The following is an 18,274-nucleotide window of genomic DNA, read 5'->3' as shown; positions in this document are numbered from 1 at the left end:
GGCGGCATGAGCGGCGTCGGACGTCCCCAGGCGGCCCCGGTCGAGGCGGCCGGGCTGACCGTGGGCATCGTGGCGGCCCGCTGGCACGCCGAGATCACCGACCGGCTGGTGGACCGGGCCGTGCAGGCGGCGCGCGACTGCGGCGCCGAGCCGACCGTGCTGCGGGTGGCCGGGTCGCTGGAGATCCCGGTCGTGGCGCAGGCCCTCGCGCGCCGGTGCGACGCGGTGGTGGCGCTCGGCGCGGTCATCCGGGGCGAGACGGCCCACTTCGACTACGTCTGCGACTCGGTGACGGCCGGGCTGACCAGGGTCGCGCTGGACGAGTCCACCCCGGTCGGGAATGGGGTGCTCACCTGTGAGACCCTCGATCAGGCGCTCGACCGTTCCGGTGTGCCGGGCGGCCACGAGGACAAGGGGTACGAGGCGACGGTCGCCGCGCTGGAGACCGCGCTCCTGCTCCGCGACCCGGCGCTCGTGCCCGCGCGGTAGCGCGCACGCGACCCGTAGGACCAACGCATCTCGGTGATCATGCAGACGCTCAGAGGTACCCCACCCGCCGGCCGCCACATCGTACGTGGGGGCGCGCGATGACGGCCGACGCGCCGCCCCCGCTGCCGGTGGTCTGGCGTCCGCGCCGGGCGCGGCTCATCGCGTACGGCATGGCGGCGGTGATGGTGGCGGGCTCGGTGGTCCTCGCGGTGATCCTGCCCGAGCAGTTCCATCTGCCGGACCGGCTCGGCATGATCGCCTTCGGCATCGCGGTGGCGGCCGTGCTGCACCTTCTCGGGCGGCTCCGCGTGGAGGCGGACGAGCGGGGCATCAAGGTCGTCAACGCGCTGCGGACCCACCGCTTCGAGTGGGCCCAGGTGCTCGACGTGAACCTGTTCGAGGGCGACCCCTGGCCCAAGCTCGACCTGGCCGACGGCTTCAGCGTCGGCGCGATGGGCATCCAGGGCACGGAGAAGGCGCGCTCCCGGAAGGCGGTCTCCGAGCTGCGCGCCCTCATCCGCGCCCGCGGCGAGGCCCCCGACCACGACTGACGTCCACGTTACGATCGTCGAGCCCCCGTGAGGTCCAGAGTGAGCGTGCTGATCGACCGGCCCAACTGGCCCGGGCCCCGCGGGCTGCTCTGGTCGCACCTCGTCAGCGATCATTCGTACGAGGAGCTGCACGGCTTCGCCCGGCTCCTCGGCGTGCCGCCACGCGCCTTCGACCGCGATCACTACGACGTTCCGGAGACGGTCTACGACCACGCCGTCCTGCTCGGCGCCGAGCAGGTGTCGAGCCGGGAGCTCGTGTCGCGCCTGCGGGCCGCCGGGCTGCGCAGCCCCAAGCGGCGTCCCCTGGCCGGGCGCCCGTCAGCCGAGTGACGCCAGCTCTCTGCTGAGGTTCTCCCTGGCCCGCGCCTCCCACAGCGCCCGGCCGGCGGCCGTGCCGTACAGGCGGGGCCGGTCCAGGAGCCCCCGCAGGACCTGCGCGCGTCCCGCCCGGAACAGCTCATCCGGCACGTCCCGGTACTCTTCGCGGATCGCCCGCGCGTACGCCGCGTAGGCCGGCCACTCCCCGCCCAGAACGGACAGGTCGGCGTCGCACAGCACCGCCGCGTCCGCGTCGCCGGGCTCGTACGCGTGCGACGCGGTCACCCGCACCAGCCGCGCCACCTCGCGGACCAGGCCGTCCGGCGCCCCGCACGCGGCCAGGCGAGACTGCGCGAGCTGGGCGCTGCGCTCCTCGTCCCACCCCGCCCGCCCCTCGTAGACCACGTCGTGGAACCAGGCGGCGAGCCGTACGGCCCGGGGGTCGGCGGCGTGCCCGGCGAGCGGCTCGATCGCGGCGAGCACGGCGGCGAGGTGCGCGGTGGTGTGGTAGCGCCGGTGTGGCTCCGCCCAGCGCGCGATCAGTTCGGCGCGCAGCGCGTCCGCGCACGGGGAGGCGGCGAGGTCCAGGGACGCGGGAGGGCGGAGGGCGGGCGGCTCCATGCTCGTGACCATATCGCTCGGGGGACAGCCGGCCACGCCACGCGGACGCCGTGCCAGGCCGTCGCCGTCCTGCCGGATCGCATCCGGGGAGCCGCCCTCAGTGCTCTCGTCGTGCGGTCGCCTCGATCAGTCGCACGAGGTCGTCCACGTCGGCCTCGAACTCGGCGGTCAGGTCGAGGGGCAGGTCCAGCCACGGCGCGAGCTCGGCGTCCTGCCGCACCGGGTCGCGGCCGTGGCCCCGATCTCCCCTGGATACTGGGCCGTCCGCGGCCTGCACGCCGCCCTCGCGGGCGACATCCGCACGTCGGTCGCGGCCTGCGGCACGCTGCTCGCCGTGGCTCTCGCCTGTGGCGCCCTGGCTTCGGTACGCCTGCGGGGCCGCGGTGGACGGCTGGTGGCTCTTTAGCGCGCCACGGCCGGAAACGCAGAGCAACTCATACGAATCCATCGGCTGTTTGGCGAAAACGACCACAGTCAGGCGAGGGGCGGGGGACGTAGCCTGACTGTGTGTCGCAGAGGACGAACCCGGACCCGGCGGCGGCCGGCGAGGTGACCGGCGCGGCGGCGGGGATCGACTCGCCGGTCAAGCTGGCCGCGCTGCTGGAGGAGCACGACTACCTGGCCGACGAGGGCCTGGCCACGGCCGCGTTCCTGGCGCTGCGGATGGGGCGCCCGCTCTTTCTTGAGGGCGAGGCGGGGGTCGGCAAGACCGAGCTGGCCAAGACGCTCGCGGCGATCCTCGACGCCCCGCTCATCCGGCTGCAGTGCTACGAGGGGCTCGACGCCGCCCAGGCGCTCTACGACTGGGACTTCGCGCGCCAGTTGCTGCACCTCAAGGCCGCCGAGGCGGCCGGGGTCACCGACGTCCGGGCGTTGGAAGGCGAGATCTACGACCGCAGGTTCCTGGTCGCCCGGCCGCTGCTGCGCGCCCTGGAGACATGGCCCTGCGTGCTGCTCGTGGACGAGATCGACCGGGCCGACGACGAGTTCGAGGCGTTCCTCCTCGAGGTCCTGTCCGACTTCACGATCTCCGTGCCCGAGCTCGGCACGATCAGGGCGCAGACGCCGCCGGTCGTCGTCCTGACCTCCAACCGCACCCGCGAGGTGCACGAGGCGCTCAAGCGGCGCTGCCTGTACCACTGGATCGAGCATCCCTCCTTCGAGCGCGAGGTAGCGATCCTGCTGCGGCGGCTGCCCGCCTGTACGGAGGAGCTCGCGGCCGAGGTGGCCGGGGCGGCCGGGCGGTTGCGTGAGGCCGACCTGGTCAAGCCGCCCGGCGTGGCCGAGACGCTCGACTGGGCCGAGGCCCTGCTCACGCTCGGCGCCGTCCGTCTCGACCCCGGCCTGGCCGCGGTCACCCTGGGCGCGCTGCTCAAATACCGCGAAGACCAGGAGGCCGTACGGCGCGGCGGCCTGCTGGGCGACGGGCTCGCCACGCGCGCGGGAGGCGGGAGCGGCCGTGCCTGAGCCGCGCCGCGAGGCACGTGAGGGACGCGAGGCGGCGGGCGACGACCGGGCCGCCCTCGTCCGGGCGATGACGGGCTTCGCCCGCACACTGCGCGCGGCGGGGGTCGCCGCCGACCACCAGCGGACCCAGGGCTTCCTCGCCGCGCTGCGCGAGCTGGGCGCGTGCGAGCCGCGCGACGTCTACTGGGCCGGCCGGCTGACGCTCTGCTCCTGCCCCGACGACCTCGACCGGTACGACCGGTGCTTCGCGGCCTACTTCGGCGGCGAGCGGCCCGCCGCCCGCCGCGCGCCGCCCGCGGTGACCGTGACCCGGTTCGTCCTGCGCCCCGACGAGGGAGCCGGAGAGCGGGACGAAGGAGGCGAGGCGAGCGCGGCGGCCACGGCGAGCGAGATCGAGGTGCTGCGCCACCGGGACGTCGCCCGGATGACCGCGGCCGAGCGGCAGGAGGTGGCCCGGCTGCTCGGGATGCTCAGGAGCGCCCGCGAGCGGCGCAGGTCGCGTCGCCGCGCGCCGTCGCATCACGGCGCGCTCGACGGCCGCCGCACCGTGCGCGAGGCGGTCCGCCGCGGCGGCGAGCCGGCCCGGCTGCGGTTCCGCGACCGCACCGAGAAGCCGCGGCGGGTCGTCATGCTCGTGGACGTGAGCGGCTCGATGGCCCCCTACGCCGACACCCTGCTGCGCTTCGCGCACGCCCTGGTCCGCGCCGAGCCGCGCGCCACCGAGGTGTTCACCGTGGGCACCCGGCTCACCAGGGTGACCGCCGAGCTGCGCCACCGCGACCCCGCCGTCGCCATGGACGCCGTCTCGGCCGCGATCCCCGACTGGAGCGGCGGCACCCGGCTGGGGGAGGAGCTGAAGGAGCTGCTCCGGCTGTCCGACCCCCGGGGAGCGATCGTGGTGATCGCCTCGGACGGCTGGGAACGGGGCGACGCGAGCCTGCTCGGACGCCAGATGGAACGCCTGTCGCGGCTCGCCCACCGGGTGATCTGGGTCAACCCGCACAAGGGGGACCCGGCCTACCGGCCGCTGACCGCCGGGATGCGGGCGGCCCTGCCGTACGTCACCGAGTTCGTCGCCGGGCACAGCCTGGCCGCGTACGAGGAGCTCGCGCTCCGCCTGGCCGGCGACGCGGCCCGCAATGTGGTGGTTCACAGAGGGAGGCCGGATGCGTGACGTGCTGTCCCAGATCGTGCGCTGGTGGGAGGCGGGGGAGCGGTTCGGCCTGGCCACCGTGGTCGGCACGTTCCGCAGCGCGCCCCGGCCGCCCGGGGCCGCCATGGCGGTGCTCGGGGACGAGGCGGCCGGCAGCGTCTCCGGCGGCTGCGTCGAGGGCGCGGTCTACGACCTCGCCCAGCAGGTGGTCGCCGACGGCACGCCCGTGCTCCAGCGGTACGGCGTCAGTGACGACGACGCCTTCTCCGTCGGCCTGACCTGCGGCGGCGTCATCGACGTGTTCGTCGAGCCCGTCTCGCGCGCGACCTACCCCGAGCTGGGGGAGGTCGCCGCCTCCATCGAGCGGCGCGAGCCGGTGGCGGTGGCGACGATCGTCGCGGGGCCGGGGCCGATCGGGGCGCGCCGCGTCGTGCGGCCCGGCCGCGGCTCCGGCACGCTCGGCTCGTCCCGGCTCGACGACGCGGTGGACGACGACGCGCGCGGGATGCTCGCCCAGGGGCTCACCGGCATCCGCCGGTACGGTCCCGAGGGGGAGCGGCGGCTGGACGACCTGCAGATCTTCGTGCAGTCGTTCGCGCCGTCGCCGCGGATGCTGGTGTTCGGGGCCATCGACTTCGCCGCGGCCGTGGCGCGGATCGGCAAGTTCCTCGGCTACCACGTGGTGGTCTGCGACGCGCGTCCGGTGTTCGCCACCTCCCGCCGGTTCCCCGAGGCCGACGAGGTCGTGGTGAAGTGGCCGCACGACTACCTGTCCACGGCCGAGGTGGACGAGCGCACCGTGATCTGCGTTCTCACCCACGACCCCAAGTTCGACGTCCCGCTGCTGGAGGTCGCGCTGCGCACCCCGGCGGCGTACGTGGGGGCGATGGGGTCGCGGCGCACGCACGAGGACCGGCTGCGGCGGCTGCGCGAGGCGGGGCTCACGGACGCGGAGCTGTCCCGGCTGCGCTCGCCGATCGGGCTGGACCTCGGCGCGCGCACGCCCGAGGAGACGGCGGTGTCGATCGCGGCCGAGCTGATCCAGCTCCGGTGGGGCGGCTCCGGCCGCGCCCTGACCGAGACCACGGGCCGGATCCATCGCGACGCGGGGCTTCCGGGCGCGCCCGTCGCGGCGAGTCCGGGCAGGGAGGGTGCGGATGGCGACGGCTGATCCCGGCGACGTGGCGGGCGTCCTGCTCGCGGCCGGTTCGGGCCGCAGGATGGGCACGCCGAAGGCGCTGGTGGAGTTCGAGGGGGAGCGGCTCGCCGATCGCGGTGTGCGGCTGCTCGCCGAGGGCGGCTGCGACCCGGTGCTGATCGTGCTCGGCGCCGCCGAGGTGCGGGTCCCGGGCGCGGTGGCGGTGCGCAACCCCGAGTGGGCGACCGGCATGGGCTCGTCGCTGCGCGCGGGGCTCGCCGCGCTGCCCGCCTCCGCCGGCGCCGCGGTGATCGCCCTCGTGGACCAGCCGCTGGTCCGGCCGGAGGCGGTACGCCGCCTGATCGCGGCGTACCGCGCGGGCGCCGCGGTCGCGGTGGCCTGCTACGGCGGCGCGCCGCGCAACCCCGTGCTCATCGCCCGCGAGCACTTCGTGGAGGTGGCCGCGCTCGCCCGGGGCGACGTGGGGGCGCGGCCCTTCCTGCGGGCGCGTCCCGAGCTGGTCACCCGGGTGGACTGCGACGGGGCGGGCGACCCCGCTGACCTCGACACGCCGGACGATCTGCGCGTGCTCGGATCCCGCTGATCCTCCAGGTTGGCCGTCGCCGGTCCGGTCGTTAGCCTGGGAGCCCCAAAAGAAACGGAACATCATTCGGTTCCGGTGCTGCACGCGGAAGGACGTACGGGATGCGGATCGGGATGGCCCTGAACTACGCGGGCGGGTTCAAGGAGACCGTGGCCGAGCTGGCCGACTACGAGAAGGCCGGGCTGGACATCGTCTTCGTCGCCGAGGCGTACAGCTTCGACGCGGTCAGCCAGATGGGCTACATCGCGGCCAGGACCGAGCGGTTGCAGATCGCCTCGGGCATCCTGCCGATCTACTCCCGCACCCCGGCGCTGCTGGCGATGACGGCCGCCGGGATGGACTACGTGTCCGACGGCCGGTTCACGCTCGGGCTGGGCGCCTCCGGCCCGCAGGTCATCGAGGGCTTCCACGGCGTGCCGTACACCGCGCCGCTGGGCCGGACCCGCGAGGTCATCGAGATCTGCCGCAAGGTCTGGCGGCGCGAACGCCTGGAGTATGCCGGAAAGCACTACACCCTGCCCTTCCCGGGCGGCACCGGCCTGGGCAAGCCGCTGAAGCTGATCAATCACCCGGTGCGCGACCGCATCCCGATCGTCCTCGCCGCGATCGGACCGAAGAACGTCGAGCTGGCCGCCGAGCTGGCCGAGGGCTGGGAACCGATCTTCTTCATGCCGGAGAAGGCCGCCGACGTCTGGGGCGCCTCTCTGGCGGCGGGCAAGGCGAAGCGTGACCCGTCGCTCGGCGAGCTCGACGTCATCGCCCAGGCGTTCCTCGCGATCGGCGACGACGTGGACGGGCTGCGCGACCTGGGCCGTCCCATGGCCGCGCTGTACATCGGCGGCATGGGCGCCAAGGGCAAGAACTTCTACAACGACCTCGCCCGGCGCTACGGCTACGAGAAGGAGGCCGAGCGGATCCAGGACCTCTACCTGGAGGGGAAGAAGGACGAGGCCGCCGCGCTCGTCCCGGCCGAACTGATCGAGCGGATGTCGCTGATCGGCTCCGAGGGCTTCGTCCGCGACCGGGTGGCGGCGATGCGGGAGGCCGGGGTGACCACGATCAACGTCGCGCCGATCGCTCGTACTCACGAGGAGCGCCTCGCGCTGATCGAGAAGATCAGGGACATCGCCGGCTGACCCGGCCCGCCCCTCTCATGGCGCGCTCGCGGACCCTTGCCGCCGATGCGGGAGGTGCCGGTGAGACAGCCGGAGCAGGGGGCATGACTTATCCGTGCATACGGAACAAATCACCACTCAAGGACGGAGGCATGCGGCGAAGACGGCGGTCAGCCGGGCCTCCACCGCCGCCGGGTCGGAGTCGTGGAGCGGCTCCGGTCCGAGCAGGCGGCGCAGCGAGCTGACGCCGAGGATGAACGTCACCGCCAGCGCGGCCCGCTCCCTCGGACGCGGGCCGCTCAGCCGTGCCGCGATCGCGCCGATCATGGCGTCCTCGACCCGGGCCCGGAGCACCGCCCTGATCTCGGGGCTCGTCCCCGCGCGGTCGATCGTGCGGGTGAGCTGCTCCACCGTCCCGGTGTGCAGCCGCAGCGCCATGCGCGCCGCGAGCCGCGCGGGCAGGCCCTCGGGATCCCCCTCGATGACCGCCTCCAGAGTGGAGCCGGTCGCGACGACCTGGGCGAACAGTCCCGCCTTCGTGCCGAAGTAGCGGTTGATCAGGGAGACGTTGGCGTCGGCCGCGGCGGCGATCATGCGCATCGTGACCTGCTCGTAGCCGTGCTCGGCGAACAGCTCCCTGGCGGCCTCCAGGATCCGCCGGCTGGTCGCCGCACGATCTCTCATGGGGCGCAACCCTAACGCGTTTGACATGTAAACAAGCGACTACTAATTCTTAGAGAAACTAACTAATCTGGGGGATCCGTGACTGACGTCGTGAATCGGGCGGGAACCCGCCGGACGTATACGCACCGGGAGGTCATGGAGATCCTCTCGGGGCTGCTCCTCGCGCTCCTGACCTCGATGATCTCGACGTCCGTGGTCGGCACCGCGCTTCCCACCATCGTCGGCGACCTCGGCGGACAGGATCAGCTCTCCTGGGTCGCCAGCGCGACGCTGCTCACGATGACCGTCTCGACCCCGCTGTGGGGCAAGCTGTCCGACATCTTCGGGCGCAAGCTCATGTTCCAGACGTCCCTCGGGCTGTTCGTGGCCGCCTCGGTGGTCGCGGGGATGTCGCAGAACATCGGGATGCTGATCGCGGCCAGGGCGGTGCAGGGCCTCGGCACGGGCGGGCTCTCCGCGCTGACCCAGGTCATCCTCGGCGACGTGGTCGAGCCGAGGGAGCGGGGACGCTACTCCGGCTACGTCGGCGCGGTCTTCGGCGTCTCCACCGTCGCCGGCCCGCTGCTCGGCGGGTTCATCGTCGACGCGTCCTGGCTGGGCTGGCGGTGGTGCTTCTACGTCTGCGTCCCGCTCGCCGTCGTCGCCTTCGCCGTGATCCAGAAGGTGCTGCGCCTCGACCACGAGCACCGCGACGCCCGCCTCGACTGGTGGGGCGCCTTCACGATCACCGGCGCCGCCACCGCCTTCATGCTCGTGCTCTCCCTGGGCGGCCACGAGTTCGAGTGGAACTCCGGCTGGACATACGGCCTGTGCGCGCTGGGCGTGGCGTTCGGCCTGCTCGCGGTGGTCGCCGAGCGCCGGGCGGCCGGCCCGATCCTCCCGCCCCGGCTGTTCCGCGACCGGACCTTCCTGCTGGCCGGCCTGGCCTCCCTCCTCGTCGGCATCGCCATGTACGGCGCGATGATCTACCTGCCGCAGTACCTGCAGATCGTCAAGGGCATGAGCCCGACGGCCTCCGGACTGATGACGCTGCCCATGGTCGTGAGCCTCTTCCTCGGCTCCATCGTCTCCGGCCGGATCGTCACCAGGACCGGCCGCTGGAAGGCCTATCCCGTGGCCGGGATGCTGCTCGTCGCCGTCGGCCTCGGCCTGCTCTCCCGGCTGCACGTCGACTCCGGCGACCTCGTGATCGGCATCGACATGGCGGTCTTCGGCGTCGGCCTCGGCCTCACCATGCAGATGCTGATCCTCGCCGCCCAGAACGCCGCCCAGTTGCGCGACATGGCCGCCACCACCTCCGGCGTCTCGTTCTTCCGCAGCCTCGGCGGCGCGGTCGGCGTCGCCGCGTACGGCGCGATCCTCACGAACAAGGTCAAGAGCGAGCTGACGTCGATGATGGCGGCCGCGCACATCACCCCGTCGGGCGGCGGCTCCACCCTCAGCCTCGGCACGCCCGAGGCCATCGCGCAGCTGCCCGCCCCGATCCACGCGATGGTGCTGGAGGCGTACGCGCGCGGCATGCAGACGGTGTTCCTCGTCGGCGTGCCCGCCGCGCTCCTCGGGTTCGTCGCGGTGCTGCTCCTGCGCGAGGTGCCGCTGCGCTCCTCCCGCACCGCCCAGGCCCAGCGGCCCGCGCCCGCCGAGAGCGCCTGAGCCCGGGAGGCGGCGCGGCTCGGCGCGGCTCGGCGTAGAGTCCACCTCGTCGATCGGAGGACCCCCCATGCCATTCGCCTCGCGCCGCGCCAAGGTCGCCGCGGCACTGTCCGGGCACGACCTGACCGCGCTGCTCGTCACACGGCCGGTCAACGTCCGCTACCTCACCGGTCTGTCCAGCTCCAACGCCGCGGTGCTCGTCACCGCGGAAGGGGAGGCCGTGCTCGCCACCGACTCCCGCTACATCGGGACGGCCCGGCGCGAGTGCGCCGACGTCGAGACGGTGGAGGCGCGCGACGTCGCCGGCGCGCTGACCGGACGTCCGGAGGGCGCGGGACGGCTCGCCGTCGAGGCGCACGACATGTCGGTCGCCGAGTACCACAGGCTCCTGGCGGACCACCCGGACCTCGGCGCGGTCTCCGGGGTGGTCGAGGAGGTCCGGACCGTCAAGGACGAGGCCGAGATCGAGGCGCTCCGCCGCGCCTGCGCGATCACCGACGCGGCGTTCTCGCGGGTGGTCGAGCGGATCGCGCCCGGCGTCACTGAGATCGAGGTCGCCCGGTGGCTGGAGTCCGCCATGGTGGAGCTCGGCGCCGAGAAGCCCGCCTTCGACTCCATCGTGGCGAGCGGCCCGAACGGCGCCGTGCCGCACCACTCGCCGTCCGGGCGCGCGATCGAGTCCGGAGACCTGGTGACCATGGACTTCGGCGCCCGGGTGGACGGCTACCACGCCGACATGACCCGCACCGTCGCCGTCGGCCGCCCCGCCGACTGGCTCCGCGACCTCTACGAGCTCGTACGGCGGGCCCAGCGCGCGGGCCGCCACGCCGTACGGCCCGGGGCGTCGGCGCACGAGGTGGACGCGGCCGCGCGGACGGTGATCGAGGAGGCCGGGCACGCCGAGCACTTCGGCCACGGACTCGGCCACGGGGTCGGCCTGGAGATCCACGAGCAGCCGTTCCTCGGCCCCGGCAAGACCGGTAGAATAGACGATCGGGTTCCGCTCACCGTTGAGCCGGGGGTCTACCTACCCGGCAGGGGCGGGGTGCGCATCGAGGACACGCTTGTGGCTCGAGCCGACGGTCCGGAGCTCCTCACACTGACCACCAAGGAGCTGCTCGTCATCTAGGGCAGCCGCATTCAGGAGAACCACGTGGCGACGACGAACGACCTCAAGAACGGACTGGTGCTCAAGCTCGACGGCGGGGAACTCTGGACCGTCGTGGAGTTCCAGCACGTCAAGCCCGGCAAGGGCGGCGCGTTCGTCCGCACCAAGCTGAAGAACGTCAAGTCCGGCAAGGTCCTGGACAAGACCTTCAACGCGGGCGTCAAGGTCGAGGTGGCCAACGTCGACAAGCGCGAGATGCAGTACTCGTACATGGACGGCGAGGACTACGTCTTCATGGACACCGAGACGTACGACATGATGCACGTCTCCCGCGCCGCCGTCGGCGACACCGCCAACTACCTGCTGGAGAACATGCTCGCCACGGTGGCGATCAACGAGGGCAACGTGCTCTACGTCGAGCTTCCCGCCGCCGTCGAGCTGACCATCGCCGAGACCGAGCCCGGCCTGCAGGGTGACCGCTCCACCGGCGGCACCAAGCCCGCCAAGCTGGAGACCGGCGCCGAGATCAAGGTTCCGCTGTTCATCACGACCGGCGAGAAGGTCAAGGTCGACACCCGCAGCGGCGAATACCTCGGTCGGGCCTGACGTGTCAGCTCGGGGCAAGGCCCGGCGGCGCGCGCTCGACATCCTGTTCGAGGCCGAGGCGCGCGACGAGAGCCCGCTGAACGTCCTGGCCGAGCGCGTCCAGCGCGCCGAGCCGCCCGTCAACGAGTACACCTCCGTCCTGGTGGAGGGCGTGGCCAAGAACCTCGCCCGCATCGACGAGCTCCTGGCCACGTACGCCGAGGGCTGGACGCTGGAGCGCATGCCCGCCGTCGACCGCAACATCCTGCGCGGCGGCACGTACGAGATGCTCTGGTCGGACGAGGTGCCCGACGGCGTCGTCATCAGCGAGTGGGTGCATCTCGCCGCCGAGCTGTCCACCGACGAGTCGCCGCACTTCGTCAACGGCCTGCTCGCCCGCTTCAAGCAGCTCAAGCCGTCGCTGTCCCTCTGATCGGCCGGCCCGCTCCCGCCCCGCGCGGGGGTGTCCGGCCGGGCCGTTAGGCTGGCGGGAGCCGTACGAGGGAGGGGCGAAAGTGCGTGACGCCACGCGGCAGACCGTCGTCTGGGAGGCGCTCCGCGCGGTCCTGGCGGACCTGACCGCCGCGACCGGACGCGACAGGCTGGACATCGTGGACGCGGGAGGGGGCACCGGCGGTTTCGCGGTGCCGCTGGCCGGGCTGGGTCACGCCGTCACCGTGGTCGATCCGTCACCGGACTCGCTGGCCGCGCTCGAGCGCCGCGCCGCCGAGACCGGTGTTCCCGTACGGGGAGTGCAGGGCGACGCCGGGGATCTCGGCGACCTCCTGGAGCCCGAGGGCGCCGATCTGGTGCTCTGCCACAGCGTGCTCGAATACGTTGAGGACCCCGCCGCGGCGCTCGCCGCCGTCGCGGGCATCCTGCGCCGGGGCGGCGTGGTCAGCGTGCTGGCCGCGAACCCGGTGGCCACCGCCATCCACCGCGCCCTGTCCGGCAATTTCAGCGAGGCGCGCCAGGTGCTCGCCGACTCCGCCGGGCGCTGGGGCGACCGCGACCCCACCCCGCGCAGGTTCACCAGGGAGGACGTGACCGGCCTCCTGGTCAAGGCCGGGTTCACCGTCGCGGACGTGCACGGCGTCCGGGCCTTCGCCGATCTCGTGCCGAGCCGGCTCGCCGAGGCGGACCCGGCGGCCCTGGTCGAGCTGGAGCGGGCCGCCGCCGCCCATCCCGTGCTGCGCGACATCGCCACGCAGGTGCACGTCATCGCCTACCGATAGAACGCCTGTTCGGATAGGATCGGAGGCGTGTCCCGGAAGCAGATGCTCCCTCAAGGCGGCGGCGGGCTGGCCGACGACAGCGGCTGCCCGATCCTGCACGTGGACATGGACGCCTTCTTCGCCAGCGTCGAGCTGCTCGACCGGCCCGAGCTGCGCGGCCTGCCCGTCATCGTCGGCGCCACCGGGGCCCGCGGGGTGGTCCTCAGCGCCACCTACGAGGCCCGCCGGTTCGGCGTGCACTCGGCGATGCCGATGACCCGGGCGATGCGCCTCTGCCCCCGCGCCACGATCATCCCGCCGAGTCACCGCAAGTACGCCGCGGTCTCCCGGGGCGTCATGGAGATCTTCCGGTCGATCACCCCCGAGGTGGAGCCGGTCGCCTCCGACGAGGCGTTCCTCGACGTCGGCGGCGCCCGGCGCCGGCTCGGCAGTCCCTCCGCCATCGCCGCCATGATCCGCGAGCAGGTCGCCGAGCGGTTCGGCATCACCTGCTCGGTCGGCGTCGCGAGCAACAAGTTCGTGGCCAAGCTCGCCTCCCGCCAGTGCAAGCCCGACGGCCTGCTCGTCGTCCCGGCGGACGGCGTGGTCGAGTTCCTCCACCCGCTGCCCGTCGCCGCCCTGTGGGGGGTCGGCGAGCGCACGGAGCAGGTCCTGATCCGGCTCGGCATCCGCACCGTCGGCGATCTGGCCCAGGTGCCCGTGTCCACGCTGCAGCGCGAGCTCGGGGCCGTCGGCGCCCATCTGGCCGCCCTGGCCTGGGGCCGGGACGAGCGCCCGGTGGTGGCGCACACCCCGGACAAGAGCATCGGCAACGAGGAGACGTTCCCGTTCGACGTCGACGACCCGGAGGCGATCAGGCGTGAGCTGCTGCGGCTGTCCGAGCGGGTCGCCGCCCGGCTCAGGGCGAGCGGCCAGGTCGGCCGGACGGTCAGCGTCAAGCTACGCCGTTCCGACTTCACCACGATCACGAGATCGCGTACGCTGCGCGAGGCAACCGATGTCGCCAAGGAGATATTCGCCACATCCTGTGAACTTTTCGCGGCCGCCGGGCTGGATCGGGTTCGGCTGCGGCTGGTCGGGGTGCGCGTGGAAAACCTCCGCCCGGCCGGCACGGCCGCCCGCCAGCTCAGCCTCGGCGAGCGGGAGACCGGCTGGCGGGAGGCGGAACAGGCGATGGACAAGGCGATCCGGCGCTTCGGCCCCGATGCGGTCCGCCCGGCTTCGCTCGTGCGCCCTCCGTCTGGTCCAATGGATCTATGACGTCCCCACCGGTTTGGACCACGTTGGACGTTTTCTTTCGTCTACGTCTACAGCCTCGTATTCTGGGGATAACCGACCGCGAGGTCCGGACACCCCGTGTCGTCCGTTGCCGTCTTCCCCGAAATGGGGCCGTCCTTGGGAGGCGCCGTGCCGCTGTCTGAGCACGAGCAGCGCTTGCTCGACCAGATCGAGCAGGCCCTCTACGCCGAGGACCCGAAGTGGGCCAATGCCGTTCGGATCAGTGATCCGCGCAGTCACTACAAGCGGCGCCTGCTGAAGGCGTCGATCGGCTTCGCGCTCGGCGTCGTCCTGCTGATGGTCGGCGTCGTGGCGAACGAGATCTGGCTCGGCGTCGCCGGGTTCGTGGTGATGCTGGCGACCTGCCTCTGGGGCCTGTCCAGTTGGAAGCGCATGAACGGCTTCGGTGTCGAGAGCCCGGCCCCCCGGGCACGCGGCCGCCGCCCGCAGCGCCGGGGCTTCATGGACCGCATGGAGGAGCGCTGGCGCCGTCGCACCGACGAGCGCTGACCCCGCCTTCGGCGACCGTCACGGGGGAGAGCGTCGTGGCGGCCCGCCGCGAGTGAGCCGCCACCGACGTCCCCGTTCCCCTTACCTCGTGCCCGCCTCACCCCTGGACAGGGGCAGCCGGACGCCCTCCAGCCGGTCGAACGCGTCCAGCACCTTCGTCCCCGCGGACCGCACCCGCAGCAGGATCGACCGCGGCGCGAGCAGCGCCCCCATCCGCCGCCTCCTCGGCACCGCTCCCGTCAGGGCCCGCCGTACGCGTGACAGCTCGGCCGCCGCGGGTCCCGCCGACGGTGTGGACGCGGCGTAACGCATCCGCTCCTCGGCCGTCGCGACGGCCGTGACCGCCGCCGCGGCCTCCGCGTCGAACTCGTACATCTCCGTCAGTCTCCGGGCGAGCGCGCGGGGGCTCTCGCTCGGCTCCCGCGACTCGCCGAGATCGGTCAGCGTGTCGCACAGCTCCGCCCACGCGGCCCTGATCGCGGGCTCGGCCCCGCCGCGACCGGCGGCGCCGCGCCGGACCAGCGCGTGCCGGCGCCGGCGGACCAGCGTCCGGGCCGCCGCCGGGACCAGCGCGAGCAGCAGGACTCCCGCCGCCCACAGCGCGATCTTCACGGCCACCGGCGTCCCCGGGTCCACCGCGACCGGGACCGCCCCGAGATCGCGGTCGAAGTCCCGCAGATTGCGGCGGGTGGGGCTGTGGGTGGCGGTGTCGTCCTCCTCGGAGCTTGTCCCGGCGGAGGGGTCGGCCGACGGCGTGACCTCGGTCGGCCGCGGTAGCGAGTAGTCGGGCACGCGGGCCGTGCCCTGGCCCGCGGCGCCGGTCGGCGTCGGCTCGAAGGGCAGCCAGCCCGCGCCCTCGAAGTACAGCTCCGGCCAGGCGTGCGCGTCCTGGGTGCGCACCGACCACGACTTCCCGATCTTCGTGCCGCCCGTGTAGCCGATCGACACCCGCGCCGGGATGCCGATCACCCGGGCCATCACCGCCATCGCGCTGGCGAACTGCTCGCAGTACCCCGTGCGTCCGGTGAGGATGAACCGCGACAGCGCGCCGCCGCCGGACCCCTTCGTCTCCAGGCTGTAGCTGAAGCCGCCGGTACGGGTGAACCACTCCTGCAGCAGGACGGCCTTCGCGTACTGCGTGGCGCCCTCCGCGGTCACCCGCTCCGCCATGGCGACGACCTTGGGGTCCAGCTCTGGCAACACGAGGAACCGCGAGTCCGGCGTCGGCGTGTCCATGGTGTCCAGCTGGTCACGGGTGGGCCGCGGCTCGTTCACCACCACCCGGTAGTCCAGCCCGGCGGCCTGGTCACTGGTGGAGAACACCATCCGCGACGCCTGGTCCGCCCGCCAGTCGCCGTCGGCGTCGATCTCGACCGCCGGGTAGGGCAGGGGCAGGAAGCGCAGCGGGTCGATGTCCTCGCTCACGCTGATGCGGCTCTCCACCCGGTCCGTCGCGATCCCGGGCCCGAGGCCGGGCGGTGGCGGCAGCGGTCCCTCCGAGACCCGGTCCTCCGGGCGGCCGCGCAGCGGGCTCACCGTCCACTTCTTCCCGTCGAAGAGGTCGAGCGCGTAGATGCGCAGGTAGCGCGGCCGGTCGTCGGCGCTGGTGTAGGTCAGCACCGTCAGGTTCCGCTGCTGCGACAACTGGCCGCTCAGCTTGGCGATCGCGTCGGGGATGCCGATGCTGTTACCGCCCCTCCCGGACCCGTTGCCCACGCCGAAGCCGAACAGCGGATCGGGGCTCAGCGCCGGGAGCAGCGCCGGCAGGATGACCGCGAGGGCGATCGCGGTCGCGCCGATCCGCTTGCCGGAGAGCGCGAGCCGTCCCGAGTCCGCCTTGTCCGTCCCGACCGTACGGGCGCGCCGCACCAGTACGGCACGGCCCCACTGGGTGAGCCGCTCCCGCCCGTCCGACACCAGCAGCCCGACGTAGCCGATCGCCGCGATCACGAAGGCCGGCCAGGCGACCGGCTCGGTCAGCACCGCGGCGGGCACCGTGAACAGGCCGAGCAGGGGCAGCCCCGCCAGCGCCGCCCGGCGCAGCCGTACGGCCAGCAGGTCCACCAGGACGGCGATCAGGCCGACGCCGCTCGCGGTCAGCAGGCTCACGCCGGGCTCGGCCGGCACCGGCGCGGCGTACCGCTGGATGTCGGTGAACCCCTCGGCCAGCAGCTCGCCCAGCCGCAGCGCCGACGCCTTCGTCGGGATCACCCACGCCCACGTGTGCTCCTTGGCGAACGTGGCCGACAGGTACACCGCCGTCGCCAGCAGCAGCAGGGGCGGCACCGCCCACTTCGGCACCTCGAACCGCGACGCGAGGGCCGCCCCGCCGGTCGTGACCAGCAGCGTGCCCACGCAGGCCCAGAACCAGGCCCCGCCATCGAACAGCGAGTAGAGCGTCAGCGTGACCGCGCCGACGGCCAGCCCCGCGACGACCGACAGCCTCATCGCCCGATCACCGGCCCTCTCCGATCATCGCGACCCCGTCCCGTCGTCACGCCGCGCTCCTCTTGTACGCCGCCTCCGGCCAGACGTCGGCGAGGGACGTCCCGGAGGGAAGCCGCAGCACCCGCCAGCCGGCCCCCGAGAGCACGGACCGCGCCACCTCGAACGACTCGTCCGGCGCCGAATCCCAGGTCGTGACGTCGAGCATGACCGCGACCCCCGTCACGCCGCTGTGCCGCAGCCGGGCCAGCGCCTGGGCCTCCTCGGCGTCGATCGCCCCGAGGACCGCCACGATCAGCCCCTCCCCGCCGCCCTGACGCAGCGCCGCGACCCCGTGCTCCAGTGAGCGGGCCGAGCTCTGCCGTACGACGGAGAGGGTGTCGAGCAGCGACCACGCCAGGCCGCCCTCCGCGAGGTGCTGCGGGCCCTGGTCGGTGACCAGGCGCAGGCCGAGGCCCTCGTGCGCCAGGTGCACGCCGATCGACGCCGCGGCCGAGACCGCCACCTCGAACGACGAGCGCGGGCCGTCGCCCCGGTGGGCGTGCCTGCGGGTGTCCAGCAGGAGCGCGCCCTTGCTCTGCCACTGCTGCTCCTCGCGCCGCACCATCAGCTCGCCCCGGCGGGCGGTGGACCTCCAGTGCACCCGCCGCAGGTCGTCCCCCATGCGGTACTCGCGCGGGGCCACGTCGTCGTCGCCCGCCGCCGCCACCGACCGGGTACGGCTGTCGCCGCCGCCGCTCCACTCGCCGGAGAGGCGCACGTGGGGGAGCGCCACCACCTGGGGCACAACCACCAGGGTGTCCGTGATCGTGAACGACCGGGTGAGCTCGACCATCCCGAACGGGTCGGCGATCCGGACCGACAGCGGGCCGATGGGATAGCGGCCGCGCAGGTCGGAGTTGACCTTGTAGTCCACCTCGCGCACACCGTGCGGCTCCACCCGGTCCAGGACGAACCGGGGCCGCGTCCCCAGGGCGTACTGGAGGTTGTCCTCGACGAGCAGCAGCCCGGTGGGGAGGCGGGTCACGTTCTCCAGCCTGAGGGTGACCGTGCTGCCGGCGCCCGCCTCGACGCGGGCGGGGTCCAGGCGCCGGGCACAGGTCAGCCGGTAGCGGGTCCGCGCCACGACCATCGCGGAAACCAACGGCATCGCGATGACCAGCACGGCGATCCGCAGCAGGTCCTGTTCACCGAGGACGAGTGCGCACAGCAGCGCCGCCGCCCCCGACGCGAGGAAGGACCTGCCGCGCGAGGTCAGCGCCTTGAGCCCCGTCATCGAATCTCCTTGAACTCTCCTGGGGCGCCGCGCCCCTGGCCGCG

Annotated in this window: 20 protein-coding genes; 16 read left to right on the top strand and 4 right to left on the bottom strand. The window is 73.3% G+C overall.

Features of this window, described 5'->3' with window-relative positions; genetic code table 11:
• Window positions 1–6: 6 nt before the first annotated feature.
• The 3 genes from ribH (at window position 7) to AWQ68_RS05820 (ending at window position 1,370) form a co-directional block, all read left to right on the top strand.
• On the top strand, window positions 7–489 hold the full coding sequence (gene ribH, locus AWQ68_RS05830; RefSeq protein WP_066935878.1) for a 6,7-dimethyl-8-ribityllumazine synthase: 483 nt from the start codon (window positions 7–9) through the stop codon (window positions 487–489).
• A 98-nt stretch (window positions 490–587) separates the two neighbouring features.
• Window positions 588–1,040 (top strand): PH domain-containing protein, encoded by a 453-nt coding sequence (locus AWQ68_RS05825; protein ID WP_066935875.1) that lies wholly within the window; start codon window positions 588–590, stop codon window positions 1,038–1,040.
• 39 nt (window positions 1,041–1,079) lie between these two features.
• Complete coding sequence (locus tag AWQ68_RS05820; protein WP_066935872.1) at window positions 1,080–1,370, top strand: DUF4031 domain-containing protein; 291 nt, start codon at window positions 1,080–1,082, stop codon at window positions 1,368–1,370.
• Here AWQ68_RS05820 and AWQ68_RS05815 read toward each other — a convergent pair.
• Complete coding sequence (locus AWQ68_RS05815) at window positions 1,359–1,979, bottom strand: HD domain-containing protein (protein WP_066936611.1); 621 nt, start codon at window positions 1,977–1,979, stop codon at window positions 1,359–1,361. The genes AWQ68_RS05820 and AWQ68_RS05815 overlap by 12 nt on opposite strands.
• A 100-nt stretch (window positions 1,980–2,079) precedes the next feature.
• Here AWQ68_RS05815 and AWQ68_RS43935 point away from each other — a divergent pair, with 100 nt between their 5' ends.
• The 6 genes from AWQ68_RS43935 to AWQ68_RS05785 all read left to right on the top strand — a co-directional run bounded on the left by AWQ68_RS43935 (window position 2,080) and on the right by AWQ68_RS05785 (window position 7,477).
• Window positions 2,080–2,385: a hypothetical protein gene (locus AWQ68_RS43935; protein WP_066935869.1), complete on the top strand. Its 306-nt coding sequence runs from the start codon at window positions 2,080–2,082 to the stop codon at window positions 2,383–2,385.
• A 164-nt stretch (window positions 2,386–2,549) separates the two neighbouring features.
• Complete coding sequence (locus tag AWQ68_RS05805) at window positions 2,550–3,446, top strand: AAA family ATPase (RefSeq protein WP_066936607.1); 897 nt, start codon at window positions 2,550–2,552, stop codon at window positions 3,444–3,446.
• Complete coding sequence (locus AWQ68_RS05800) at window positions 3,439–4,620, top strand: vWA domain-containing protein (RefSeq protein WP_245655767.1); 1,182 nt, start codon at window positions 3,439–3,441, stop codon at window positions 4,618–4,620. The genes AWQ68_RS05805 and AWQ68_RS05800 overlap by 8 nt, the downstream gene beginning before the upstream one ends.
• On the top strand, window positions 4,613–5,770 hold the full coding sequence (locus AWQ68_RS05795) for an XdhC family protein (protein ID WP_066935866.1): 1,158 nt from the start codon (window positions 4,613–4,615) through the stop codon (window positions 5,768–5,770). Before AWQ68_RS05800 ends, AWQ68_RS05795 begins: the two co-directional genes overlap by 8 nt.
• Entirely contained in the window at window positions 5,757–6,341 is a 585-nt protein-coding gene (locus AWQ68_RS05790; RefSeq protein WP_066935864.1) for a nucleotidyltransferase family protein, read from the top strand. The genes AWQ68_RS05795 and AWQ68_RS05790 overlap by 14 nt, the downstream gene beginning before the upstream one ends.
• 101 nt (window positions 6,342–6,442) lie before the next feature.
• On the top strand, window positions 6,443–7,477 hold the full coding sequence (locus tag AWQ68_RS05785; protein ID WP_066935861.1) for an LLM class F420-dependent oxidoreductase: 1,035 nt from the start codon (window positions 6,443–6,445) through the stop codon (window positions 7,475–7,477).
• A 117-nt stretch (window positions 7,478–7,594) separates the two neighbouring features.
• Here the strand turns inward: AWQ68_RS05785 and AWQ68_RS05780 are convergent, their stop codons facing one another.
• A complete protein-coding gene (locus tag AWQ68_RS05780) occupies window positions 7,595–8,140 on the bottom strand; it encodes a TetR/AcrR family transcriptional regulator (protein ID WP_245655766.1) in 546 nt (181 codons plus the stop codon).
• 78 nt (window positions 8,141–8,218) lie between these two features.
• Here AWQ68_RS05780 and AWQ68_RS05775 point away from each other — a divergent pair, with 78 nt between their 5' ends.
• The 7 genes from AWQ68_RS05775 (at window position 8,219) to AWQ68_RS05745 (ending at window position 14,509) form a co-directional block, all read left to right on the top strand.
• On the top strand, window positions 8,219–9,793 hold the full coding sequence (locus AWQ68_RS05775; RefSeq protein ID WP_066935856.1) for an MDR family MFS transporter: 1,575 nt from the start codon (window positions 8,219–8,221) through the stop codon (window positions 9,791–9,793).
• Window positions 9,794–9,860: 67 nt separating this feature from the next.
• Window positions 9,861–10,922: a M24 family metallopeptidase gene (locus AWQ68_RS05770; protein ID WP_066935853.1), complete on the top strand. Its 1,062-nt coding sequence runs from the start codon at window positions 9,861–9,863 to the stop codon at window positions 10,920–10,922.
• Window positions 10,923–10,946: 24 nt separating this feature from the next.
• The gene (gene efp, locus AWQ68_RS05765) at window positions 10,947–11,507 is read left to right on the top strand and encodes an elongation factor P (RefSeq protein WP_066935851.1); all 561 of its coding nucleotides are present in this window, start codon (window positions 10,947–10,949) and stop codon (window positions 11,505–11,507) included.
• Window position 11,508: 1 nt separating this feature from the next.
• Window positions 11,509–11,919: a transcription antitermination factor NusB gene (gene nusB / locus AWQ68_RS05760; protein ID WP_066935848.1), complete on the top strand. Its 411-nt coding sequence runs from the start codon at window positions 11,509–11,511 to the stop codon at window positions 11,917–11,919.
• A gap of 82 nt (window positions 11,920–12,001) precedes the next feature.
• A complete protein-coding gene (locus AWQ68_RS05755; RefSeq protein WP_066935846.1) occupies window positions 12,002–12,721 on the top strand; it encodes a methyltransferase domain-containing protein in 720 nt (239 codons plus the stop codon).
• A 42-nt stretch (window positions 12,722–12,763) separates the two neighbouring features.
• Complete coding sequence (locus tag AWQ68_RS05750) at window positions 12,764–13,981, top strand: DNA polymerase IV (protein WP_066936601.1); 1,218 nt, start codon at window positions 12,764–12,766, stop codon at window positions 13,979–13,981.
• Between the two features lie 147 nt (window positions 13,982–14,128).
• Entirely contained in the window at window positions 14,129–14,509 is a 381-nt protein-coding gene (locus AWQ68_RS05745; RefSeq protein ID WP_066935843.1) for an SCO2097 family morphological protein, read from the top strand.
• 81 nt (window positions 14,510–14,590) lie between these two features.
• Here the strand turns inward: AWQ68_RS05745 and AWQ68_RS05740 are convergent, their stop codons facing one another.
• Together AWQ68_RS05740 and AWQ68_RS05735 are read right to left on the bottom strand one after the other, a co-directional pair.
• Window positions 14,591–16,957 carry a transglutaminase TgpA family protein gene (locus AWQ68_RS05740; RefSeq protein WP_066935840.1) on the bottom strand — a complete coding sequence of 789 codons (2,367 nt, stop codon included), beginning with the start codon at window positions 16,955–16,957 and terminating at the stop codon, window positions 14,591–14,593.
• A gap of 46 nt (window positions 16,958–17,003) precedes the next feature.
• Window positions 17,004–18,230 (bottom strand): DUF58 domain-containing protein, encoded by a 1,227-nt coding sequence (locus AWQ68_RS05735; protein ID WP_066935838.1) that lies wholly within the window; start codon window positions 18,228–18,230, stop codon window positions 17,004–17,006.
• Window positions 18,231–18,274 lie beyond the last annotated feature (44 nt).

It is taken from the genome of Microtetraspora fusca (assembly GCF_001570365.1).
GTDB lineage: Bacteria > Actinomycetota > Actinomycetes > Streptosporangiales > Streptosporangiaceae > Microtetraspora > Microtetraspora fusca.
This window is presented reverse-complemented; position numbering and strand designations above follow the sequence as displayed.